This window comes from Runella sp. R5_40, from assembly GCF_057652295.1.
Genome location: NZ_JBYFCH010000007.1, coordinates 293,886 through 316,372 on the forward strand (window position 1 = coordinate 293,886; position 22,487 = coordinate 316,372).

Annotated in this window: 23 protein-coding genes; 18 read left to right on the top strand and 5 right to left on the bottom strand. The window is 44.3% G+C overall.

Annotation, left to right across the window (positions count from 1 at the left end; translation table 11 throughout):
* Positions 1–6: 6 nt before the first annotated feature.
* From AC23N5_RS15515 to AC23N5_RS15555, 9 genes are all read left to right on the top strand, one after another.
* On the top strand, positions 7–285 hold the full coding sequence (locus tag AC23N5_RS15515) for a HypC/HybG/HupF family hydrogenase formation chaperone (protein WP_183979207.1): 279 nt from the start codon (positions 7–9) through the stop codon (positions 283–285).
* Positions 286–290: 5 nt separating this feature from the next.
* On the top strand, positions 291–1,385 hold the full coding sequence (hypD, locus tag AC23N5_RS15520) for a hydrogenase formation protein HypD (RefSeq protein ID WP_487756285.1): 1,095 nt from the start codon (positions 291–293) through the stop codon (positions 1,383–1,385).
* Between the two features lie 27 nt (positions 1,386–1,412).
* Complete coding sequence (hypE, locus tag AC23N5_RS15525; protein WP_487756286.1) at positions 1,413–2,453, top strand: hydrogenase expression/formation protein HypE; 1,041 nt, start codon at positions 1,413–1,415, stop codon at positions 2,451–2,453.
* 86 nt (positions 2,454–2,539) lie between these two features.
* Positions 2,540–3,712, top strand: a complete 1,173-nt coding sequence (locus AC23N5_RS15530) for an NHL repeat-containing protein (RefSeq protein ID WP_487756287.1) — start codon at positions 2,540–2,542, stop codon at positions 3,710–3,712.
* 12 nt (positions 3,713–3,724) lie between these two features.
* A complete protein-coding gene (locus tag AC23N5_RS15535; RefSeq protein WP_487756288.1) occupies positions 3,725–4,333 on the top strand; it encodes an urease accessory protein in 609 nt (202 codons plus the stop codon).
* Positions 4,334–4,394: 61 nt separating this feature from the next.
* Entirely contained in the window at positions 4,395–4,625 is a 231-nt protein-coding gene (locus AC23N5_RS15540; protein WP_487756289.1) for a hypothetical protein, read from the top strand.
* Positions 4,618–5,166 carry a bifunctional nuclease family protein gene (locus tag AC23N5_RS15545; protein WP_487756290.1) on the top strand — a complete coding sequence of 183 codons (549 nt, stop codon included), beginning with the start codon at positions 4,618–4,620 and terminating at the stop codon, positions 5,164–5,166. Before AC23N5_RS15540 ends, AC23N5_RS15545 begins: the two co-directional genes overlap by 8 nt.
* Positions 5,167–5,212: 46 nt before the next feature.
* Complete coding sequence (locus AC23N5_RS15550; RefSeq protein WP_487756291.1) at positions 5,213–6,028, top strand: aldo/keto reductase; 816 nt, start codon at positions 5,213–5,215, stop codon at positions 6,026–6,028.
* 3 nt (positions 6,029–6,031) lie between these two features.
* Positions 6,032–6,976: an Rpn family recombination-promoting nuclease/putative transposase gene (locus tag AC23N5_RS15555; RefSeq protein ID WP_487756292.1), complete on the top strand. Its 945-nt coding sequence runs from the start codon at positions 6,032–6,034 to the stop codon at positions 6,974–6,976.
* Here the strand turns inward: AC23N5_RS15555 and AC23N5_RS15560 are convergent.
* The gene (locus AC23N5_RS15560) at positions 6,968–8,095 is read right to left on the bottom strand and encodes a DegT/DnrJ/EryC1/StrS family aminotransferase (protein WP_487756293.1); all 1,128 of its coding nucleotides are present in this window, start codon (positions 8,093–8,095) and stop codon (positions 6,968–6,970) included. The two genes, AC23N5_RS15555 and AC23N5_RS15560, sit on opposite strands and share 9 nt — an antisense overlap.
* Before the next feature lie 66 nt (positions 8,096–8,161).
* Between AC23N5_RS15560 and nagA the strand changes: the two genes are divergently transcribed.
* From nagA to AC23N5_RS15600, 8 genes are all read left to right on the top strand, one after another.
* Positions 8,162–9,283: an N-acetylglucosamine-6-phosphate deacetylase gene (gene nagA / locus AC23N5_RS15565; RefSeq protein WP_487756294.1), complete on the top strand. Its 1,122-nt coding sequence runs from the start codon at positions 8,162–8,164 to the stop codon at positions 9,281–9,283.
* Between the two features lie 33 nt (positions 9,284–9,316).
* Entirely contained in the window at positions 9,317–9,604 is a 288-nt protein-coding gene (locus AC23N5_RS15570; protein WP_487756295.1) for a hypothetical protein, read from the top strand.
* Between the two features lie 20 nt (positions 9,605–9,624).
* Positions 9,625–10,488 carry an AraC family transcriptional regulator gene (locus AC23N5_RS15575; protein WP_487756296.1) on the top strand — a complete coding sequence of 288 codons (864 nt, stop codon included), beginning with the start codon at positions 9,625–9,627 and terminating at the stop codon, positions 10,486–10,488.
* Positions 10,489–10,579: 91 nt separating this feature from the next.
* Positions 10,580–10,786, top strand: a complete 207-nt coding sequence (locus AC23N5_RS15580; protein WP_487756297.1) for a hypothetical protein — start codon at positions 10,580–10,582, stop codon at positions 10,784–10,786.
* A gap of 20 nt (positions 10,787–10,806) precedes the next feature.
* Positions 10,807–11,724, top strand: a complete 918-nt coding sequence (locus tag AC23N5_RS15585; protein WP_487756298.1) for an NAD(P)/FAD-dependent oxidoreductase — start codon at positions 10,807–10,809, stop codon at positions 11,722–11,724.
* Entirely contained in the window at positions 11,708–12,667 is a 960-nt protein-coding gene (locus AC23N5_RS15590; protein ID WP_487756299.1) for an NAD(P)-dependent alcohol dehydrogenase, read from the top strand. Before AC23N5_RS15585 ends, AC23N5_RS15590 begins: the two co-directional genes overlap by 17 nt.
* 165 nt (positions 12,668–12,832) lie before the next feature.
* The gene (locus AC23N5_RS15595) at positions 12,833–13,489 is read left to right on the top strand and encodes a porin family protein (protein WP_487756300.1); all 657 of its coding nucleotides are present in this window, start codon (positions 12,833–12,835) and stop codon (positions 13,487–13,489) included.
* Positions 13,490–13,523: 34 nt separating this feature from the next.
* Positions 13,524–14,117, top strand: a complete 594-nt coding sequence (locus AC23N5_RS15600; RefSeq protein ID WP_487756301.1) for a short chain dehydrogenase — start codon at positions 13,524–13,526, stop codon at positions 14,115–14,117.
* Positions 14,118–14,154: 37 nt separating this feature from the next.
* Here AC23N5_RS15600 and AC23N5_RS15605 read toward each other — a convergent pair whose 3' ends face one another.
* From AC23N5_RS15605 to AC23N5_RS15620, 4 genes are read right to left on the bottom strand one after another with little or no spacing between them, the layout of a single operon-like run.
* Positions 14,155–14,922 carry a LytR/AlgR family response regulator transcription factor gene (locus AC23N5_RS15605; RefSeq protein ID WP_487756302.1) on the bottom strand — a complete coding sequence of 256 codons (768 nt, stop codon included), beginning with the start codon at positions 14,920–14,922 and terminating at the stop codon, positions 14,155–14,157.
* Positions 14,923–14,926: 4 nt separating this feature from the next.
* On the bottom strand, positions 14,927–15,949 hold the full coding sequence (locus AC23N5_RS15610) for a sensor histidine kinase (protein WP_487756303.1): 1,023 nt from the start codon (positions 15,947–15,949) through the stop codon (positions 14,927–14,929).
* Between the two features lie 21 nt (positions 15,950–15,970).
* On the bottom strand, positions 15,971–16,858 hold the full coding sequence (locus tag AC23N5_RS15615) for an SDR family oxidoreductase (RefSeq protein WP_487756304.1): 888 nt from the start codon (positions 16,856–16,858) through the stop codon (positions 15,971–15,973).
* A gap of 19 nt (positions 16,859–16,877) precedes the next feature.
* Positions 16,878–19,238, bottom strand: a complete 2,361-nt coding sequence (locus AC23N5_RS15620; RefSeq protein WP_487756305.1) for a TonB-dependent receptor — start codon at positions 19,236–19,238, stop codon at positions 16,878–16,880.
* On the opposite strand from AC23N5_RS15620, the gene AC23N5_RS15625 reads away from it, so the two are divergent.
* Entirely contained in the window at positions 19,237–22,359 is a 3,123-nt protein-coding gene (locus tag AC23N5_RS15625) for a hybrid sensor histidine kinase/response regulator transcription factor (RefSeq protein ID WP_487756306.1), read from the top strand. The two genes, AC23N5_RS15620 and AC23N5_RS15625, sit on opposite strands and share 2 nt — an antisense overlap.
* The last annotated feature ends 128 nt before the right edge of the window (positions 22,360–22,487 follow it).

The following is a 22,487-nucleotide window of genomic DNA, read 5'->3' on the forward strand; positions in this document are numbered from 1 at the left end:
ACTTTTATGTGTTTAGCAATTCCTGGCAAAATAAAATCCATAGAATTCCAGTACGACGGAACAGTACGCATGGCCAAAGTACTCTTTGGTGGCATCACCAAAGAAGCCAGTTTGGAAATGGTTCCCGATGCCAAAGAAGGCGATTATGTGTTGGTACACGTGGGAGTGGCCATCAGCATCGTCGATGAAGAAGAGGCCCGAAAAACCTTCGCGTATTTGGAGGAAATCGGAGAAATTGATGAGCTGGTAGAATCTTCCCAATTAGACCGCCCTAACCCCCTCTAGTTCCCATGAAATACTTATCAGAATTTCGCGACCCCGAAGTAGTCGAACACTACCTCGAAGAACTGCACAAAGTAGCCACCCGCCCGTGGACAATTATGGAAATTTGCGGCGGTCAAACGCACAGTTTGGTCAAAAATGGCCTTTTAAACTTGCTGCCCAAACAAATCACCATGGTACACGGCCCAGGCTGCCCCGTGTGCGTGACTCCGCTAAACCTCATCGACAAGGCCGTTTACTTGGCCGAAGAAAAAGGAGTCATTTTATGTTCTTTTGGTGATATGATTCGCGTGCCAGGGTCGAGCCGTAGTTTGTTGGAAGCCAAAGCCAACGGTGCCGATGTTCGGATTTTGTACTCACCCTTGGAAGCAGTCAAAATTGCCCATGAACACCCTCACCGCCAAGTCGTTTTCTTTGCCGTAGGGTTTGAAACTACCGCTCCTGCCAATGCGCTTTCGGTGCTCCATGCGCGTCGGTTAGGGCTGACCAATTATTCCATTTTAGCTTCTCATGTACTTGTTCCTCCCGCTATGGAGGCCGTCATCAACGACGGTGAGGCTCAGATTCAGGGCTTTTTGGCGGCAGGACACGTTTGTACCATTATGGGATTGGAGGAATACGAACCTATTGTTCAAAAATACCATATTCCAATGGTAGTCACGGGGTTTGAACCTGTGGATTTGTTGCAAGGAATCTTGATGACGGTCAAACAACTCGAAAACGGCGAGGCCAAACTCGAAAACCAATACAGTCGCGTAGTGAAAGCCAACGGCAACCCCGAAGCAAGAAAAGTCATCGAACAAGTGTTTGAGGTCTCAGACCGCGAATGGCGCGGCATCGGAAACATCCCACTCAGTGGTTGGGAAGTCAACGCTTCGTTGGCGGAATTTGATGCTAATCGAAAGTTTTCTATTTCCATCGCCAAAGCCTCCGAATGCGCCGATTGCATTGCGGGACAAGTCCTGAAAGGTATCAAAAAACCGTTTGAATGCTCGCAATTTGGCAAAGGCTGCACGCCCATCACGCCGCTGGGTGCCCCCATGGTATCGTCAGAAGGAGCCTGCGCTGCCTATTACCACTTTGCCGAAGCCGATGTCGTATAATTTTTGACTCATCACGTTTACAAATAAATGATAACACTCGATTGCCCCATGCCCCAACTTGACTTCGACGTCATTACGCTCGGTCACGGTAGCGGCGGGATACTGACCAACCAATTACTCGAATCAGGCGTATTTGATTTGCTCAAAAACCCGTTGCTCGACGAACACCACGACGGTGCCATGTTTGAGTGGTCGGGGAGAACGGCATTTTCTACCGATAGCTACGTCATCTCGCCCATTTTTTTTCCTGGAGGAAACATCGGCGAATTGGCCGTTAACGGAACAGTCAACGATTTGGCCATGTGCGGCGCAGTGCCTAAATACCTTTCGTTGAGCTTCATCTTGGAAGAAGGGCTTACGATGAAAGAGTTTTGGGAACTACTGGTCTCCATTCGTCGAGCTGCCGAAAAGGCGGGCGTAAGCATCGTGACGGGCGACACCAAAGTGGTAGAACGAGGCAAAGGAGATAAAATTTTCATCAATACCTCTGGCTTGGGCAACATCCACCCGCAAGCCCACATTTCTACTAAAAATGTACGGGCAGGTGATAAAATCATCGTAAGCGGGTCGATTGCCACGCACGGCATCGCCATCATGTCGGTGCGAGAAGGATTGGAGTTTGAAACAACCCTTACCAGCGATTCCGCCCCGTTGAATCATACTGTGAAAGCATTATTGGACGAATTTGGCACAGATATTCACTTGCTCAAAGACCCGACGCGCGGTGGCGTAGCGTCTGTCCTTAACGAAGTAGCCCGCGATTCTCGCTTGGGCGTCAATCTTTTTCAGCAGCCGATACCCGTCCTCGAAGAGGTACGCGGCGCTTGTGAATTGCTTGGTCTTGACCCACTTTACGTGGCTAACGAAGGGGTTTTTATGGCTTTTGTTCCTGCTGAAAAAGCCGAAGAAATTGTGCAAAAACTTCGGACGTTGGAATATGGCCAAGATGCTGCCATCATTGGTGAAGTAACCACCGAACACCCCAAACAAGTAGTGCTTCACAGCCGAATTGGGGGAAAACGGGTGGTAAATATGTTGGTGGGAGAACAACTTCCCCGCATTTGTTAACCTTTAAACCTTTCTCCAACCCTCATTCCAAACCTTATAGGTTTTTAAAACCTATAAGGTTTCTAACGATAAGGTTTCTAACGAAAATGAACTTAAACATAGACATCACCGACGCCCCTCCTCGCCCACTTTCCACTTCCAGTGCTCGCACTACTTATGCGGCATCGTTGGCAAGGAAAGCGCCGATGGTCGAAAAAGTAACCATTTTTCGGGGAGATGAAGGGAATCCTTTATTAGCGCCACGCGGTGTGTGGGCCGTTGGAAACCGTCTGTTGGTGGCAGATACGGGTCAAAATCGGCTATTTTGTTGGAACAAATTGCCAGAGACAGAATTTGCAGTCCCCGACCTTGTGTTAGGCCAACTCGAAACGTCGCACACGGGACGAAACGCGGGTAGTAAAGTCCATGCAGGCTCGTTGCAGTACCCTTCGGGGATTTGGTCAGACGGGCAACGATTGGTCGTTGCCGACGCGTGGAATCACCGAGTACTCATTTGGAATAGTTTCCCTACTCAAAATGGGCAGGACGCCGATGTAGTTATCGGGCAACCCGACTTTGAAAGCAACTTACCTAACCTTCGAGGCGTTGGAGCTACGCCTTCGGCTCAGTCGCTGTATTGGCCATACGGTGTTTTTTCGGACGGCCAACGGCTATGGATTTGCGATACGGGCAATCGTCGTGTTTTGTTTTATGAGGCGTTTCCCACCCAAAATTTCACTGCCGCCGACGCCGTCATTGGAAAACCTGATTTTACAGAACGCGACTACGAAAATCATGAACCGATTTGGCCCTATTCCGTCCGAGTAAATGCCGAAGGAGTACTGTCGATTGCCGATACGCAATATTACCGAAACCTCATTTGGCACCGTTGGCAAGACGCCTTTACCCAGCCCGCTGACGTCATCATCGGCCAGCCCGATTTTGACGCAAATGGAATGAATCAATTCAGTTTGTTTCCCCAACAAAACTCCATGAGCTGGACCTACGACGCCTTTTTTCACCAAAATGGGTTATTTGTTGCCGATACGGGAAATAGCCGTTTGCTTTGGTTTGACCGCATTCCTACCGAAAACAACGCCTTGGCCGACAACCTCATTGGCCACGATAATTTTAGAACTGGCAGCGAAAATAGCAATACCCGCTTTGGAACCGACAAGCAATTGTACTGGCCATTTTCGCTTTGTTCCGTAGAGCGTTGTTTGGTGGTAGCCGATACGGGCAATCACCGCGTGCTTTTGTATCAAATTACCAATCCTTAACCAGTCACTTACATGGAACTCGCCCCTTTGTTTTTCGCCGTTGTCGTCGGGTTTTCTCATTGTTTTGAAGCCGACCACCTGGTGGCGGTCAGTAGCATTGTCACCCGCAGGGACTCCACCTCAGCCGCGCTCAAAGACGGGGCGTTTTGGGGGCTTGGTCATACGTCCACGATACTACTGGTGGCATTGGTGTATATGCTTGGCAAATTTGTACTTTCCGAAGCCATTTTCCAGTACTTTGAAGCAGGGGTAGGTCTGATGCTCATCGTGTTAGGCATTCACCGAATTGTAAAATTAAAATCCGAACTCCATCACCCTCACCTCCACGAACCTGCTTATGGATTGGCCTACGGCGTGGGGCTTATGCACGGCTTGGCAGGAAGTGGCGGACTGTTGATTTCTGTACTAACTCAAATCAACGAACCAAGTCATGCTTTTCTGTACTTGTTGTTGTTTGGCCTCGGTTCTGTCGCGGGTATGATGGTAGCGGCGGGGGCTTTTAGTCTGCCTTTTTCGAGTAAATTATTCCAAAACCGCCACCTCTTGCGTGGGTTAACACTGGTTTCAGCCGCTTTGTGTGTGGGTTTGGGGGTAAAAATTGTTTTGGAGAATGTTTTCTAAAAAAGATTAAATAGTCGGGTTGTGAGCAACCCTCCCCACAAGAGCAACCCTCCTCACTAATATGAATTACAACGAAGCTGATTTTGTCCAATACGCCCTCCAGCAAATGGAGATTCCGATACTTCACCGTAACGGCAACTACTTTGACCTCGCAGGCGGCTTTTCGTTGGAAGTCGAAGGCCGAGATTTGTACCGCCTTTCGTTTGAGCAATGGGTCATTTCTCCCTTCGACGACATCGGGACGCTCTGTCAGTTTATTAAAACTAACCTCACACCCCGCACGAATGAATAAATACGAAGTTTTTGTGATAGCCATGGCCGAAAGTGAGTCGCAACGTGGTCATTACGTCCTTATTTTAGAAGAGCCCATTTCTAAACGACGTATTCCAATTATTGTTGGGACAAATGAAGCGCAAGCCATCGCCATACATTTAGAGGGACTTCAACCTTCGCGCCCCCTTACCCACGATTTATGCCAAACCATCATCCAACAGTTAGGCGCTAAAGCCAAGGAGGTCTGTATTTACCAAATTCAACACGATATTTTTTATGCCAAACTACTACTACAAGGCCCAAAGGAGCTAGTAGAAATCGAAAGCCGTCCTTCAGACGCCATTGCCTTAGCAGTACGGATGCACTGTCCGTTGTACGTAAGTGATCAGGTCTTGGAAGAAGCAGGGTATTTGTTGGATGAAAAAGGCCGTGAGAAAAAATCGTATGCCGAATATACGTTGGAAGAACTGGAAGAATTGTTGTCAAAAGTAATTGCCAAAGAAGATTACGAAAGCGCCGCCCGCTTGCGCAGTGCCATCGAAAAGCGCAAACAAAGTTGAGAATTTTTCCCAAATTGCGGCACTATCATCTAAACCTGGTTTACCTATGCTCCCATCTATTACTTTAAATAACGGCATTCAAATGCCCCAATTAGGACTCGGCGTGTATGACCCTCAACCTGGCCACGATATTCGGCAAGCGGTTTTGTGGGCGTTAGAACTTGGGTACCGCCTTATTGATACGGCCGCAGCCTATCACAACGAAATGGAAGTAGGACAAGCCATGCGCGACAGCGGTTTAGCTCGCGAAGATATTTTCTTGACCACCAAAGTTTGGAACGACGACCAAGGTTATGACAATACCCTCAAAGCATTTGAAGAAAGCCTCCGTAAACTCAACACCGATTACGTTGATTTGTACCTGATTCACTGGCCCGTACGCGAACATCGAATCCAAACGTGGAAAGCCCTTGAAAAAATCTATACCGAGGGCAAGGCCCGTGCCATTGGGGTTTCCAATTATTATGCCCCTCATTTTGAAGAGCTTTGGCCGCACACATCTATCGTTCCAGCCGTTAATCAAATTGAGCTAAGTCCGTATTGTCACTTGCCCGAAGAATTGAACTACTGTCGCCAACGAGGTATTCAAATTGAAGGGTATGCGCCTTTGGTTCGAGGGCTAAAATCCGATGACCCGCGACTCATCAGCATCGCTGAAAAATACAACAAAAGTACGTTTCAGGTGCTTATCCGTTGGACACTTCAGCAAGGAGCCATCACGATTCCAAAATCGGTTTCAAAACACCGTATCGCGGCCAATATAGACGTTTTTGACTTTGAATTGTCGGCCGAAGATGTTGCAGAAATGAATACATGGCACGACGATACCCGCATTGCCTGGAACCCTATGGAGTTTTTGTAACGAATGAAAAATAAACCCTCCATTACTTCCCCCCACGACAAACTCGTCAAAGAACTTTTCTCTGACCGTCAGCTTGCGCGTGCTTTTTTGGAAGAAATGCTTCCTAGTGACGTAGTATCTTTATTAAATTTAGAATCGCTTCAGCACCAAAACAATTCGTATTTATCTCCACCTATGGAGGAAATATTTTCAGATGTGGTCGTTGAAGTCAACCTAAAAAACAGCGACGATTCACTGCAAATATCCCTCTTGATTGAACATAAATCGTACAAAGACCCTCGCGTGGGTTTTCAACTTATGCGTTATTTGGCAGAAGGATACTGGCAGCAGTTAAAAAATAAACAACCCCTCCGCCCCATAGTCCCCCTCTTGTTTTATCATGGGAAACAGCGCTGGCGTTTAAAACAAATGGAAGACTTCTTCCCCAATTACCCTCCAATTTTCCAGCGCTATATTCCTTCGTTTGGGATAGAATTTGTCAGCTTAATTCAAATGCAAGACGAGCGTCTGGAGCAATTGAGAGACGGAGTACTGAGTGCAACTCTTGGGTTATTACGCTACTCTCATGATTGGCCAACACTGCTTAAACGATTACCAAGAATCATGGAGTCTTTAAGTTCCTCCCAAGGAACTGGCTTTGTTATGAGTTTGTTTGTATATTTGTTTAGTGTGACCGAACTGACGGTAGAACAGTTAAAAGAAAATTTACCTGAAGATATAAAAACGACTTTTATGAGCACTTACGATAGAATCATGGCAGAAGGTATTGAGAAAGGTATCGAAAAGGGTATCGAGAAAGGCATTGAAAAGGGCATCGAGAAAGGAATCGAAAAGACGATATTGAATGCTTTTGACAACGAAATTACCTTGGAGACGATTCGTGTTATTACGGGTGAAAGTACCGAAAAAATCAAGGAAGTCCTACAACGAAATAGCCGCCTAGCCTAAGGTGCGTTTCATGGCCTCTACTACTCGTTGAAGGTCTTCTTCCGTCAAATTTGACCCCGACGGAAGGCATAAACCGTCGTCGAAAAGTGTTTCTGCTATCTGTCCACCGTAGTAAGGCGCACCTTCAAACACGGGTTGGAGGTGCATGGGTTTCCACAAAGGCCGCGCTTCAATGCTCTCTGCCGCCAAAGCCATTCGTAGGACTTCGCGCGTCACGCCGCTCGTTTTTGTCACATCCACCCGAATACAGCTCAACCAGCGATTCGCATAGCTCCCTTCTCTTTCAGGCTGAAACGCAATACGGTCATCCCCTTCAAAGGCTTGTTGGTACCATACAAAATTTGCCCGCCGCTGACGTACTCGCTCGTCGATAACCTGCATTTGTCCTCGACCAATCCCTGCACAAATGTTGCTCATTCGGTAATTATAACCAATCTGCGAATGTTGGTAATGAGGGGCATTGTCGCGGGCTTGAGTAGCCAAAAAACGAGACTGTTGTATCAATTTTTCATCATCAGAAAGCAACGCTCCGCCGCCCGAGGTGGTGATAATTTTATTCCCGTTGAAAGACAAAATATTCAGTTTTCCAAAACTTCCCAGTTTACGACCCTGCCAACTCGCCCCCAATCCCTCAGCGGCATCTTCGATGAGGGGAACTTCGTAACGTGCACACACGTCTATGATTTCGTCGATTTTGGCGGGCATACCGTATAAATGCACCGCTATCACTGCTTTTACATTCTTTCCTTTGGCTCGTTCGCCCTTGATTGCTTCTTCTAACGCCTCAGGACAGATATTCCACGTTTCCCATTCTGAATCCACAAATACGGGCGTAGCTCCTTGATACACAATAGGATTGGCAGACGCAGCAAAGGTAAATGACTGACAAATAACGACATCTCCCTGCCCTACCCCGAGCATCACCAAAGCCAAATGCAACGCCGCCGTCCCCGACGACAACGCCGCCGCATGGCCTACGCCTACATAACGGCTCAGGTCTTGTTCAAACCCATCGACGTTGGGTCCCAAAGGCGCTACCCAATTGGTTTCAAACGCTTCTTGTACGTACTTTTGTTCGTGACCGCTCATGTGCGGCGAGGAAAGCCAAATTTTATTCATTATTCCATAGAAATCTTGCCGAAAGTTCCACATCTTTCGGCAAGTTCGCAAATTAAACCCGATTCCATGTACGTTCTGACCAATTGCACCATTTACACGGGCGAAACTGTCCTTACCCACCATGCCGTGGTCGTTGACGACAACCGTATCGACCGCGTAGTACCTACCGATTTGATTCCAAACGACTTACCCGTTTACGACCTCCAAGGCCATGACCTGACTGCAGGCTTTATTGACATTCAATTATACGGCGGACAGACGGGCTTTTTGGTACGGGATTTATCGACCGAATCGCTGGATGACATGGTCAATACCCACCAGCAAGACGGAACAGCGGCCATTATTCCCACCTTGTATTCTACGTCAAGGGAACGAATTTTGAAGGCCATTGAAGTGACCAAAGCCTATATTGCGTCGGGAAAAACGGGGGTATTGGGGCTACACATTGAGGGACCGTTTATCAATCCTGAAAAAAGAGGGGCACACAGCGCCGCGCAAGTACGGATTCCCACCGAAACAGAACTAGAAGAAATCATCGAGCAAAGCCAAGGGATGCTTACCCTGATGACGATTGCGCCCGAAGTATGGCCGCCTCAGCTTCTTGCTCGTCTCCAAAACAGCCACATCCAACTCTCGATAGGGCATACCAACGCGACCTACCAACAAGCCAAGGCTTTTTTTTCCTCGGGAATTTCGATGGCGACGCACCTTTACAATGCTATGCGCCCCTTTGAAAGCCGCGAACCTGGCGTAGTTTCGGCGATTTGGGACACGCCAACGGTACACGCCAGCATCATTGCCGACGGTCACCATTGCGACGCCGCCACCATTCGTATCGCCAAGCAGCTCATGGGCGACCGCCTTTTTTTAATTTCGGACGCTACTTTGGCAAAAATTGAACCGCAACGCTTTGTTTTTGAAGACTTTACCGCTAACTACGACGGTCATCGCCTGCTCAACGACGATGGCAAATTGGCGGGTTCGGCCATTACGCTGCTCGATGCCGTTCGTTTTTGTGTCCAAACGGTGGGGCTTCCCAAAGAAGAAGTTTTTCGGATGGCCTCCACTTACCCTGCACAAGTGGTGGGTGTTGGTGAGCATTTTGGAAGAATCAAAGCAGGTTACACTGCCACTTTTGCCGTTCTCGACGACCAGCAACGCCTCGTTTCTTTTTACCCGCCTCAATGATAAAACTTAAAATCCCCCTAAAAAACCACTACAATGAAACCAGAAAAACTAGCTGCACTTACCGACGAGCAACTGCTCAAGCAGAAAAAAATAATCAAAAACACCCATAATATTATCCTAGCAGTGGGAACTTTAACCCTACTCCTCGCCTGTGTAATGTTTGGCTACCACGTTGGGAAAGAGGCCGCAACTGGTGGTCAAAGTACCTTCAATTACAAGCCTCTGCTACCTGTTATTGTCTTCTTTATGCTTGGGTATGTAGTCGTTTCGTCAGAAAAAAAATCCATTGACGACGAAATCAAGAAACGGAAGTTGGGGTAAACTTGAAATTGCTTTAACTCATGAAAAAAATTCCAATACGTCAAATAACAGCTATCCCCCAAGAGGAGAATCGAGCTGGGAAATTTAAAATTCGAAGTTTAGAAGAAGTGCTTTCTGGCAAAGCACTTACCCACGCTCTTCATAAACATGACTTTTATTTTATTTTGGCCATAAAAAATGGAAGTGGTTTTCACGAAATTGATTTTGTAAAATATCATGTACAGGCTCATTCTATGTTTATTCTAAGACCAGGGCAAGTACACCAACTGGAATTAAGCGCTGATAGTAGAGGGTTCTTGCTTGAATTTGACAGTTCATTTTATCAACCCAAAAACCCAATGGCAGAATATCGTTGGAAAAAAGCCCTAAGCAAAAACCATTGCCCAGTAGAAGAAGCCCGCTTCAACAAATTGCTAACCTATTTGGGTAATTGTTATTCTGAAAACATTGCCACTTTGGAGGGGTACATCGACGCCATTAGAGCAAACCTTGACCTCTTTTTTATAGAATATGTACGGCAAAGCCAAAACCCTAATCAAGTTAGCTACCAAACCTCTACCTATGTCCAACAGCGATACGATGAACTACGCTTACTATTAGAAGCACATATTACACAAATAAAAAGTGTATCACAGTATGCTGCTTTACTTAACCTTTCGGTATATCAACTCAAGTCTATCACCAAAACGTCGGTTGGAAAAACACCTGCTGACCTCATTAATGCACAGATTATTTTAGAGGCAAAACGATATTTATTGGCTACGTCCAATCAAGTCAAAGACATTGCTTGGCTGCTCGGATACGAGGACACTTCTTACTTTATTCGCTTTTTTAGAAATCAGACTGGGCACACACCTGATGCTTTTCGCAAAAACTTCAATTAACTCCTATTCAACTTCGTAATCGTCCTATCAAACCCGACTTTAGCTCCACTACTTTTGTGAACGATATTTAAACGTTCTAAAAGTAGCATCCATGACAACCAAAACTCGATTTATAGCTGCCCTTAAAATCTGGATAGTTATCTATCCCTCTATTGCCGTTTTTCTCTCACTTTTTGGCGAAGCACTTTCTATTTTCCCACTTTACCTCCGTACCCTTTTCCTCACCATTACGTTGGTTCCTTGGATGATGTTTATTGGCCTTCCTACAATTGATTTCCTTCTAAGAAAGTTAAACTAGCCTTTTCAAAGCATACCCCCATGAAAACAAACGAAAATAACTATGAAGTAATCATCGTCGGAGGCAGTTACAGTGGCCTAGCAGCGGGTTTAGCGCTAGGAAGAGCTTTGAGAAAAGTACTTGTCATAGACAATGGTCAGCCCTGTAACCAGCAAACGCCTTATTCTCATAATTTTCTAACACAGGATGGAAAAACACCTCAGGAAATTTCTAGTGTAGCTAAAAGTCAAGTGGCTTTATACCATACCGTAAAATTTCTGGATGCAAAAGTCACATCAGCAATGAAAACAAAACAAGGTTTTGAGGTACGGATTCAAAATGGGAAAGTCTTTTCCTCAAAAAAACTCGTTTTTGCCACAGGGATAAAAGACCTTTTGCCTGACATACTTGGTTTTGCAGAATGCTGGGGAATTAGTGTCTTGCATTGTCCCTATTGTCATGGCTATGAAGTTCGTCATCAGAAAACTGGTATTTTGGCAAATGGAGATTCTGGGTTTGAATTGGCTATATTACTTACTAATTGGACATCAGAATTAATTCTCTTTACCAATGGCCCAAGTACCTTTTCGGAAACTCAAAATAAAGTACTTCAAAAGCACCAAATTATCATTATTGAAGAAAAAATCGACTGTTTTATTCACCAAAACGGCTATTTGCAGGGAGTTGGTTTAACCAATAACTCCCAAATAGCACTCAATGTTTTATATTCTCGCCCCACTTTCTTGCAACAATCAAACATCCCAGAACTACTAGGTGCTGAATTGGCTTCCGAAGGGTATATCAAAGTCGATGCTGCTCACAAAACAAGCATTCCTGGGCTGTATGCTTGTGGCGATAATGTAACTAAAATAAGAACCATAGCCAACGCTATTGCAATGGGAACCACCACGGGTTTAATGCTTAATAAAGAATGGATTGAACATGAAAGCATTTACTAAAACAACATACGGAGGCCCAGAAGTTCTTAGATTAGCAGACGTTGCGAACCCTAAAGTAAGTGTCTCAAACATAGTAGTCAAAGTGATGGCTAATTCGGCCAATCCTGCCGATTGGCACATACTTAGAGGAAAACCTTATTTTGCTAGGTTAACCTTTGGATTATTTAAGCCCAAAAACCCGCTCTTGGGTGCCGATTTTGCAGGTATCGTCGTTGAGGTGGGAGAAAGGGTCAAAGATTTTAAAGCAGGAGACTATGTTTTTGGAGAAACACTTCACGGAGGGGCATTTGCTGAGTATATCAGCATAAATGCCAATGAATGCGCCTTAATGCCCAAAGGAGCCAGTTTTCAAGCAATGGCAGGTGTACCGATTGCAGGACTCACTGCACTACAAGCACTTATTACTCACGGGAATCTAAAAAAAGGAGAAACAGTATTAGTCAATGGTGCCGCTGGGGGTGTTGGTCATTTTATTGTTCAAATAGCCAAAGCGTATAGCGCGACCGTTACTGCCGTTTGTTCTAGCCAAAGCGCAGATTTTGTCCGAATGTTAGGAGCAGATAACATCTTGTTTCATGACAAAGACAATATTCACCTTCATCAATCCAAGTACAACCTCGTTATTGATGCTTATGGAAACCTTAACCACGAAGATTACCAACGAATGGGGCAACGAGGAGTTATGATTGGGTTTACCAACCTTGCTCACATACTTATCTTGCTCGTAAAGCGAATGCTTAAAAAATCACCAATTGCCCAATTTACAGTTCAATGTAATAAAAAGGATTTGGAAACTTTAGCTTCGTTAGTTCAGCAAGGAGTTATCAAAACCTACATTGAACACACTTTTTCCTATCAGCAAATTCCAGAGGCAATTAGACACATCGAGGCCATGAAAACAAAAGGAAAAGTAATAATGAGTTGGGAAAACCCAGAGGCGTAGCTCAGCTTAAACTACTCTTTGGCGGACTCAATTCCCCAATACTACACTTATTCTTCATTTTTAAATACTTCCCAAAAGGAAGCCCAAATGTGCATTGCCTTACCACAAGCATTGTTTCTTTCCATACAATTCAAATTTCTAACAAACCATAAAAACAACTTAAGTATGCATTCATTTATCAAACCTTTCGCAATCATCTTTGCCTCTATTCTTCTAATTGTGACTTTGGCAAAACAGGGTTATTCTCAAGAAAGTCGCTTCAGTATTTCCATTAACTCGCTGACGACCAACTTCAATTATGGCAGTTTAAATAACGCTTTGCGCCCATACAAAAAAGATTACAAAGGGCTACAAGTTGGCTTTTCGTACCAAGCGGGTGTTACATCCAAGTTTTCGATTGTTCCAGAGATTTATTTTGCCATTAAAGGAGGCACATTGAAAAATAATAATGAGCTTACTAATGTCAAATCGACTGTTCGCCTTTATTCCATTGAGTTACCTGTACTTGCCCGCCTGCATCTAGGTCGATTCTATGCTAATGTTGGTCCGTATGTCGGTTATACATTAGGTGGTCGACTGAAACAAGAAGGGAACACTAGCAGCCCTGCCTCTAAAACCGCAATTAGCTTTGCTGGGGACTTTAAACGGTGGGATGCTGGGCTACAAGCAGGAATTGGGTGCAACTTCAAAACCTCAAAAAAGCTCATAACCTTAGATGCTCGGTATGGTTACGGGTTACTTAACCTTTCGACATTAACTGAACGCTATAATCGAATGCTCAACATTAGCTTTGTTATTTCAAAACGTTCATTAATCAAGTAAATACCTCTTTTTAACCCCAATTTCACCTAAAAAAATGAAAATTGTAATAGTTGGTGCATCAGGCACAATGGGAAGTCATTTGTCTAATGCTTTTGCAAAAGACCACGAGGTCATCAAAGTTGACCGAAGTAAAGGAGATATCCGAATAGATATTACTTCAACAGATTCAATCAACAATATGTATGAACAAATTGGAGACTTTGATGCACTGATTTGCACTGCTGGCCCCACCTTTGTTGGTTCATGGAAAACCCTAACTGACAAAGAGTTTCGACAGGGGGTTGAAGGAAAAATGATGGGTCAAATTAATTTAGTGCTCATTGGACAGAGTTATATCAATCCCAAAGGTTCTTTTACCCTCATCACAGGTGCTCTTACTCACGAACCACAAAAAAACTTTGCCAATGCTTCGGCAGCCAATGCCGCAGTTGAAGGTTTTGTAAGGGCAGCCGCAATTGAGTTAGTGGATGGCATTAGAATCAACGCCGTAAGCCCCAAAGTCATCGAAAATTCACCTCATTATTTTCCTTATTTTCCTGGGGAAATTCCAACCACAATGAAACAGTTAGAGTACGGCTTTAGAAAAAGTATTTTTGGAGGAAATACAGGGCAAATAATTAATTTATAGTACTTTATAGCGCGAGTCAGTGACTCGCGCTATACCCCTACCCTTCCATCCACGCTTTAAAGTGCGGGGCTTTTTCGCGGCTTACCAGGATGTCGTGCGAGGGCTCGGGCTGAAGTTCGAGTTTGAGCTTGCCGTTGAAATAGGCATGAATCTTCTGAACAGCAGCCAATGAAGCAATGTACTGCCGATTCAAGCGAAAAAATAAGGCAGGATTCAGCAATCGTTCCAGTTCTTCGAGGGTATAATCGACTAAAAACTGTCGGTTGTCGCTTCGTACCAAACATACCATTTCGTTGGTGGTATAAAAATAAGCGATTTCCTCTTGGGGAATGGGCAAAAGTTGGTCGTTGTAAGGCACCAAAAAGCGGGTTTTGTGCTTTCGCCCCACGGCAGGCATTGAATCTAGCAGCGATTGGATTTTTAGAGTGTAGTCATTGGCCGAAAAACCCCGTTGGCTTTCTTTAAACTTCGTAATCGCCGCTTCCAACTCTTGCGGTTTGATGGGTTTCAACAAATAGTCTATACTTTTGACTTTGAAGGCTTTGATGGCATATTCATCATAGGAAGTCGTAAAAATAATGGGGCTAGGAATCGCCATTGATTCAAATATGGCAAAACTGAGTCCGTCGGAAAGCTGGATGTCCGAGAAGATTAAATCGGGTGCAGGATGCGTTAAAAACCAACGCTTCGAGCTTTCGATACTATCCAAAACCGCCACAATTTCAATTTCTTCATCAATTTTTTTTATCAGCTTCCCAAGGCGTTCGGCGGCGGGATATTCGTCTTCAATCAGGATGGCTTTCATGAATTTAGGCTTCTAACAAAGGCAGTTTTACTTTAAATGACCACTCATTTCGCAGGACTTCAACCTGCTGTTCGGTGAGTAATCGATACCGATTGATGATGTTTTGAAGGCCCACTTTGGTCGATTTCTCAAAGGTCATTTTTTCTTGTAGGTTGTTCTCCACCGTCAAAAACCCATCTTCTTGTACAATCCTGATTTTCAACGGCTTTTCTTTGGAAACCACGTTGTGTTTAATCGCATTCTCAATCAACATTTGAATACTCAACGGCGCTACATGCAACTGATTTGTATCGGTCAAAAGTTCAGTCTCAACCTGCAAATTCTCCCGAAAACGAATTTTATTGAGGTAAATGTACGCGTCCAAAAACTGCATTTCTTCCTCTAACGTCACGGTATTTTTTTCCCGACTCACCAACACGTACCGATACACGTCCGACAGCTTGTCGAGGTAGTTTTGGGCGGGGCTATTTTCATCGTCGATGAGCGAGGCCAACGTATTGAGGCTATTGAACAAAAAATGGGGGTCTAATTGGTTTTTGAGCGCATCCAATTGCGACTGCACATTTTCGCGAGCCAAGGCTTCGGTCTTTTGCACGTGCGATTTCCACGATTGAAAGAAGAAGGCACTTTCGTACATCAACGTCACAATAATGGTCGGAATGAGGCTGATTTTAAAGCCAATCAACACCTCATTGATACGGTCGAAATTGGAGATTTGAGAACAAAAAAAGTAATCAATAAAAGCACTCACCACCAAGGTATATGTCAAGCCCACAATAGTTTGCCAACTCAGCCGACGAGCAGTTTGGCGATAATGCGGAAACTGTTTCCGCATCAAAATAAAAATGGCACGGTTTCCCTCCCAAATCAACAACGTGTTCATAAAACACGAGCTTACCCAATAAAAAATATCTTTGGTGTTTCCGCCCGTAAAGACTTCTTTGTGGAGCACGATTGGCAGCAAAATACTTAAAAGTGGAATACCAATTAGCCGTGCTTTGCGGTCGTTGATATAGGGAGGTTCCATGCGAAATTTCCTCATTTTTTATCAAAGATACGGAATATTTACACCTGTTGGTTCTTCAAAAAACACCTCCAATGACGTGCTCGGCTCACCAAGTTCTTTCCAAAGTGCGTGACCGTGAAAATCTTCGGTGGTACCTTCATAAAAGGCAAACAAGTCGGCCAGGCTTTTCATGGTTGGTGAGACAAAACCAATCATTTTAACCATCCAAAGAGGCAAAACTTGCAGTTTCAGGGAAGGTCTTTGGCCTTTTAGACGTTGATAAACGGCTTCATAGTCCATTTTTTCGCGTCCTTGTACTACGTAGTGTTGGTAATAAGCCGTTGGGTTTCCTACCGCTTTGGCAACCCATTGGGCATAATCCGTGGAATTGGTCCAGTAAAACTCTACGGGTTTTCCCACCCACTGCAAGGTGTCTTTTTTGATGGCCCATTCAATGCTGTCCAAAAACCACGTTGGGTGAAAAATCGTAAACGGAATCCCCGACTCTTCGATGTAACGATGCCCTTCGCGACGGATTTGATTTTGGTAAAACTCCTTAGGCTGACGAATCGACGGGTGAGCACCTAACGCGCCAATTTTCAGAATTTGCTGAACACCTACCGCTTGACACGCTTCCACGATGTTTTTGACCCCTTCTCGCTCCAAGAAGAACGAACTTTTCGCCTGATTTTCCTCGGCACTTAGATTGATGTAAACGTACGTACTGCCTTTCAACGCGCGGGTCAAACTTGGTACATTTTGTACGTCGGCTACGGCAAATGTCACTTCTTTTGGGAGCAATTGCTTGGCTTTTTCGGGATTTCGCACCACTGCCCGCACTTGATAGCCGTACGCCAAGAGGGCTTTCACTACGGGAATGGCCAAACGCCCCGTAGCGCCTATGACTGAAATAATGGTTGATGAATTCATGCTTTGAAAATTTAACAAATTAAAAGGTTAGACGATAAAACGGAATGGGCAAAAATCCTTGTTGGTAGGCCGTCCCGATTTTATTTACGCGTGGGTTGTAAGCTTGTTGAAAAATGTTCTGATGATTCGTAATATTCTGTAAATCAATAGCTAACTCGTGTGTACTGCGACGACGATTGAGTTTATAACCAATCTTGAGGTCGGTGCGAAAGTAGCCACTTTGTTGCTGCGTAAACGCCCGTGATTCGTCATAAATAGTGGTGTTAGCCTCGGCCGATGCCTCCAAATTGATGGGACGAATGTATTTCCCACCTGCCGACGTAAGTTTCCAGTTGATGCTCAACACGCCCCGATTGCCCAGCGGAATGTCTTTGCCCGCCAGCACATTCAGCACGTAGCGGTTGTTGAAAGGCGTATTGCGTTCGACACCGTCGCTACCTTTGTATTTTGAATCAAACAACGAACCCGTTACCAAAAAATAGTAATTATTGGAAAAGTACTTTTCGAGGGTCATTTCAAGGCCATAGTTCCGACCAGTACCTTTGTTGACCAAATTACCTACGTTGGTTGGGGCAAAATCAACCCCTTCAATGAGCACCGAATAATAGCCCAAACTCGGCTGAATCGGAACGTTAAACAACGACTGATAATAGGCTTCCAACTTCAAGCGTAGATTTTCGCCGAGACTACGCTCATATCCCAAAACAAAATGATGGCTTTTGGTAAACCCTAAGTCTTTGTTTGTCAACGAGTAGCTTCCATTGGTATTTTGAGATTGGTAAAAATACAGCAACAACGGCTGTAAATTACTGTGCAATCCATAGGCGAGGTTAAACGTACTGCGGTCGGTTGCTTGGTAAGCCAACCCGACGCGCGGTTCCAACGCCGCCGAATTGTTGAGTTGATAATGAAAGCCCGTCAGCCCCGCATTGAGGGTCAAGTTTTGGCTAAAGCGGTGTTTCCACTGCACATACGCCTGCGTAAGCATCGTTTCGCCGTCGGTATTGCGGAGGGTAACGACGTTGGGATACAGGTTAGAATTCAGCAATTTAAAGCGACTCAAGTCCACAATTACCCCTGCCGAAAGTTTGTCTTTGGCACTAATTTTATGATTAACGCTGGCATTGAGGGATAGTTTTTCATTGGTAAACTCAGCCTGTTGTGCCAAAATCTCTTCCGAAATGACCTTTGTTTCTGGTTTATAAATTACGGTATCTCCTTTGAAATTTTGGTAACTTCTCGATGCCGAGAGCGTCACTTTTCCAAAAGTTTTGTCCGTAAAACGGTGCTCGTACGACAGCGCCGCAATGCCCGTTTCAAAACGGACGCGGGTGTTGGTATTTTCGTCACCGTACGCATCTCCTTTCTCCGTGTCCACGTCTTTTCCCAAAAACGTAATGTTACTTTTTCCCGCCAGCGTCCAAAACGACAATTGCCCTTTTTTACCTACTGGAACGTCCGTTTTAAAAGTAAAATCCTGATAATAAGGCGTTCCTGCAATATCAAAACCCAAATTAGACATAATACCAAACAACGAATAGCGATAATTAAGCAAATACGACGCCTTCGATTTTTTGCTGTAAGGCCCTTCGGCACCCACCTCAACCCCGTTGAAACCTACTTGGGTCAGAAACTCATGCTTTTCGTCGTTGCCTTTTCGTAAGCGCAAATCAAACACCGACCCGAGGGCATTGGCATATTCGGCAGGAAACGCCCCCGACATAAAATCAGATTTAGCCAACAGGTTGGTATTCAGCATTGAGACAGGCCCACCCGACGTACCCAACGAGCTAAAGTGGTTTGGATTGGGGATGTTGACACCATCCAAACGCCACAGCAAAGAAGCGGGCGAATTTCCACGAACCACGATGTCATTTCTAGCATCGTTGGCACCACTGACGCCCGCAAAATTGGCCGCCATCCGCGACGGATCGCCCAAGCTTCCTGCGTATTTGAGGGTTTCGGAAGGCGCAAACGGTCGCGCACTTACAGTTGACATTTCGTTGTTTGCCACTTTATTGTCCTCGCTTCGTTTGTACTTGACGGTCACTTCGTTGAGGCTTTTGAAGCTTTCGGTCATCGACAAGTCCAATACCACCTCTTTACCCGCATTGACAATCACGTCTTTGGCAAAAATGTCTTCGTAGCCGAGGTACGTCACCCGCAGCGACGCCCTGCCAACGTTCACTTTTAGCAAACGAAAATTTCCATCGGCGTCGGTGGTGGTTCCGTTGAGCGGATTACTGCCCACTACCACCACTGTTGCCCCCACCACGGGCGCTTTGGAAGCGCCATCCGTAATCTTACCACGGACGGTTTGGGTAGATTGGGCAAAAGAATAATATCCCAAAAATAGGAGGAAGAAAAACATTGTTTTCATGGCTTTTTTGTTGTTGGTTTTCGGTTCAAAATTCTCCAGAAACCAACACTTCCAAAACCCAACAGCAGGTGAAGTGGCAAAATCAATGGGTGAAATTCACACAACAAAGGGTGAAACGCGCAGTAATACCGCTTTTTTGTCTATTTTTGTCCTCCGACCCATTCCAACTTTCCGTCTTTACGACTCCATGTATTCTATGAAGCGAAAATGCTCCGAGGCACACAAATTGGTATATAGACTCATTCTCAAATCATTGGTGTTTTGTCTTTGGGGAATAGTGGCAGGAGGGATACAAACGTCCCAAGCCCAAAACAAAATCGACACTTACTTGTCTTTGCAGGGGCAGGCGCGCATGGACAGCCTTTTGTTACTACAACATTTAGTTTGGTACAACATCGACAGTACCGCTGCCTTTGCCCAAATTGATATTATAAGAAAGCATGGTCTTCAGTCCAACGATCAGCTGTTGGCTATTTATGCCGATTTTCTAAAGACGTATTACTTATTAGGAGGTAAGCAAAAGAACCTCGAAGCCGCTTATGCTCGTTTTCAGAATGTGTCAAAAAAGCTAAAAAAATTACCTGAAAGCGCACTTAAAAATGCTTTTTCGGCCGAGTTAGAACATAACATGGGGGTGACACTGTACTTGACCCGCGACCCTTCCAGCAAATGTATCAATCATTTGTTGGCCGCTGATTTGGCCTTTCGGAAAATTGGCTACGAGCATTTCGCCTTTGCAGGATACCGTTTTACGTATTTGGCCTTGTATTATTTAAAGCGAGCTTCGGACCCAGAAACCGCCTTAAAGTACTTAAAAGAAGGCGAGACTTACATTCAGAACGACCCCGTTGATTTTCACCGCATTCAGTTGTACCGCAATATTGCGTTGTGTTTGGTAGAAAAAAAACAGTACAAAGAGGCCATTCGCTACAATCAATTAGGTATTGCACAAGTGCGTACTCGTAAAGACAGCCTGCGAATTGGCGCTTTAAACGGCAATATTGGTGAAATCATTTTAGTCCACTTTCCAAACCCCAAAGAAGCCGAGCCTTACTTTAAAAAAGAGCTATGGTATCGGCTCCGTTTCAAACCCGACGGTTATGGAGACATTTCCAAATTGTACAGTAATTTGTGCCAAGTGGCTGCCCACAAACGAAATCCTGAAGAAGTAACTTATTATTATAATCAAGCCATAAAAATAGCCGAGCTCAACACCGACAAGACCGCATGGTACCCCACGCTCAGCGATATTTATCGGAGTAGGATGATTGCCGACACCCTCCTTGGTAATTATAAAAGTGCCCTAAAGCACGAATTTTTGTTTCAGGATGCACAAAGTAAAATCAAAAAAGAAGACCTAAGTAAGTCAGCGATTGAAGCTTCGGTGCGGTTTGACTCAGAAAAACTAAAACTGCAAGCCGAACTCGCTAATCAACAAACCCAAAACTCGCGATTTTGGGTTGCGTTTGTTTCTTTGTTATTACTTGTGACGTTGTTGGTGGGGTATTTTATCTATTATCGCTTGCAAACTCGAAGGGAAGAATTGGCCCGTCAATTGCTGTTTGAGCAAAAAGAAGCGGAACGTTTGGCGGAATTAGACACCCTAAAAACCCGATTTTTCACCAACATATCCCACGAGTTTCGTACGCCATTGACGTTGCTTTTATCTCCCCTGCAAGATTTACAAAAGGAGTTTCCTGGGCGTACTATTTTCCAAATGATGCAGCGAAATGCCGAACGATTACTGTCATTGATTAGTCAGTTGTTGGATTTAAGCAAATTAGAAGCGGGAAAAATGGAGGTTCAATTGCAAGAAGGCGATTTGTCCCAATTTTTACAGTACATATTTTCTTCGTTTGAATCTCTAGGACAAGACAAAAATATTTTATTCCAATACCAACAAAGTCGAGAACATCAATTTGCTTATTTTGATGCGGACAAAATTGAAAAAATTACGACCAATTTACTTTCTAACGCTTTTAAATTTACGCCAGAAAATGGACGTGTTCAGATACGAGCTGATTATACTGACACTTCATTATTGATAGAAGTAAAAGATTATGGCATTGGGATAGACAAAGAACGTTTACCCAAAATATTTGAACGTTTTTACCAAATTGACGACAGCACACAACGTCATTATGAAGGAACGGGTGTGGGTTTAGCGTTGGTAAAAGAGCTGGTAGAAGTATTGGGTGGAACAATCAGCGTAGCAAGTGAACTAGGGCGTGGAACTACCTTTACAATCAACCTACCTACTGAATTTTTAGATAAAAAACCCGAAAACGAACCAACCACTTTACATTTCAACAATACTGCTAAAGTTTCTGACAATGTTTTAGAAAATAAAACGGCGAATGAAGAAGAGTATCCCGTGTTACTTATTGTAGAAGACAACGCAGATTTGCGCGCGTACATTCGGAGTCAGTTTGAGTCAACTTTCTTTATTATTGAGGCCAAAGATGGAAAAGATGGATTAGAAAAAGCATTGGAGACTATTCCAGATTTGGCCATTTGCGACCTGATGATGCCCCATTTGGATGGGTTTGAATTTTGCAAGCAGCTCAAAACCGACATGCGAACAAGCCACATTCCAGTCGTGATGCTGACTGCAAAAGCCGCCATGGAAGACCGTTTAGTAGGTCTTGAGTTAGGCGCCGACGATTATCTTTCTAAACCATTCAATACCGATGAATTGCAAATTCGGGTTCGTAATTTGATAAAAATTCGTGAAAACATTCGCCAAAAATACAACGCACCAAAACTCTTGACAACGGAAATTGAGTCAGCAATTCACCCCCAAACTCATGACAAAGAATTTTTAGAAAAAATCAATCATGTATTAGACAATAATATCAGCAATTCGACCTTTGAAATGGACGATTTAGCTAAAATTTTATCTATTTCAAGCACTCAACTTCGTCGAAAATTAAAGGCACTTACCAATCAAACCATTATTGAATACGTAAGAAATTATCGACTTGATAAAGCCGCTCAAATGTTAAAAAATGGAGATGGATCTGTTTCTGAAATTGCTTATAAAGTTGGCTTTGAAAGTCTTTCTTATTTCTCAAAAGTATTTCAAGAACGTTTCCAACAAAGTCCTTCTGATTGGAAATAAATTAAAGCCCCCAATAATACTACAAAATAAACTTTCCAAGTTTCAGGTACTTATACCTAAAACTTGGAAAGTCTCAATCAACTTTGCTCATTTAAGTAACAGAGCAAAATCTCCAAGGCACTTGTTTT

Coding starts and splice junctions, on each gene's coding strand:
- AC23N5_RS15570 (WP_487756295.1), top strand. CDS start 9,317: ATGAAACCAGAAAAACTAGCTGCACTTACCGACGAGCAACTGCTCAAG.
- AC23N5_RS15550 (WP_487756291.1), top strand. CDS start 5,213: ATGCTCCCATCTATTACTTTAAATAACGGCATTCAAATGCCCCAATTA.
- AC23N5_RS15585 (WP_487756298.1), top strand. CDS start 10,807: ATGAAAACAAACGAAAATAACTATGAAGTAATCATCGTCGGAGGCAGT.
- AC23N5_RS15575 (WP_487756296.1), top strand. CDS start 9,625: ATGAAAAAAATTCCAATACGTCAAATAACAGCTATCCCCCAAGAGGAG.
- AC23N5_RS15610 (WP_487756303.1), bottom strand. CDS start 15,949: ATGGAACCTCCCTATATCAACGACCGCAAAGCACGGCTAATTGGTATT.
- AC23N5_RS15605 (WP_487756302.1), bottom strand. CDS start 14,922: ATGAAAGCCATCCTGATTGAAGACGAATATCCCGCCGCCGAACGCCTT.
- AC23N5_RS15545 (WP_487756290.1), top strand. CDS start 4,618: ATGAATAAATACGAAGTTTTTGTGATAGCCATGGCCGAAAGTGAGTCG.
- AC23N5_RS15560 (WP_487756293.1), bottom strand. CDS start 8,095: ATGAATAAAATTTGGCTTTCCTCGCCGCACATGAGCGGTCACGAACAA.
- AC23N5_RS15615 (WP_487756304.1), bottom strand. CDS start 16,858: ATGAATTCATCAACCATTATTTCAGTCATAGGCGCTACGGGGCGTTTG.
- AC23N5_RS15590 (WP_487756299.1), top strand. CDS start 11,708: ATGAAAGCATTTACTAAAACAACATACGGAGGCCCAGAAGTTCTTAGA.
- AC23N5_RS15580 (WP_487756297.1), top strand. CDS start 10,580: ATGACAACCAAAACTCGATTTATAGCTGCCCTTAAAATCTGGATAGTT.
- AC23N5_RS15595 (WP_487756300.1), top strand. CDS start 12,833: ATGCATTCATTTATCAAACCTTTCGCAATCATCTTTGCCTCTATTCTT.
- hypE (WP_487756286.1), top strand. CDS start 1,413: ATGATAACACTCGATTGCCCCATGCCCCAACTTGACTTCGACGTCATT.
- hypD (WP_487756285.1), top strand. CDS start 291: ATGAAATACTTATCAGAATTTCGCGACCCCGAAGTAGTCGAACACTAC.
- AC23N5_RS15535 (WP_487756288.1), top strand. CDS start 3,725: ATGGAACTCGCCCCTTTGTTTTTCGCCGTTGTCGTCGGGTTTTCTCAT.
- AC23N5_RS15530 (WP_487756287.1), top strand. CDS start 2,540: ATGAACTTAAACATAGACATCACCGACGCCCCTCCTCGCCCACTTTCC.
- nagA (WP_487756294.1), top strand. CDS start 8,162: ATGTACGTTCTGACCAATTGCACCATTTACACGGGCGAAACTGTCCTT.
- AC23N5_RS15540 (WP_487756289.1), top strand. CDS start 4,395: ATGAATTACAACGAAGCTGATTTTGTCCAATACGCCCTCCAGCAAATG.
- AC23N5_RS15515 (WP_183979207.1), top strand. CDS start 7: ATGTGTTTAGCAATTCCTGGCAAAATAAAATCCATAGAATTCCAGTAC.
- AC23N5_RS15620 (WP_487756305.1), bottom strand. CDS start 19,238: ATGAAAACAATGTTTTTCTTCCTCCTATTTTTGGGATATTATTCTTTT.
- AC23N5_RS15600 (WP_487756301.1), top strand. CDS start 13,524: ATGAAAATTGTAATAGTTGGTGCATCAGGCACAATGGGAAGTCATTTG.
- AC23N5_RS15625 (WP_487756306.1), top strand. CDS start 19,237: ATGGCTTTTTTGTTGTTGGTTTTCGGTTCAAAATTCTCCAGAAACCAA.
- AC23N5_RS15555 (WP_487756292.1), top strand. CDS start 6,032: ATGAAAAATAAACCCTCCATTACTTCCCCCCACGACAAACTCGTCAAA.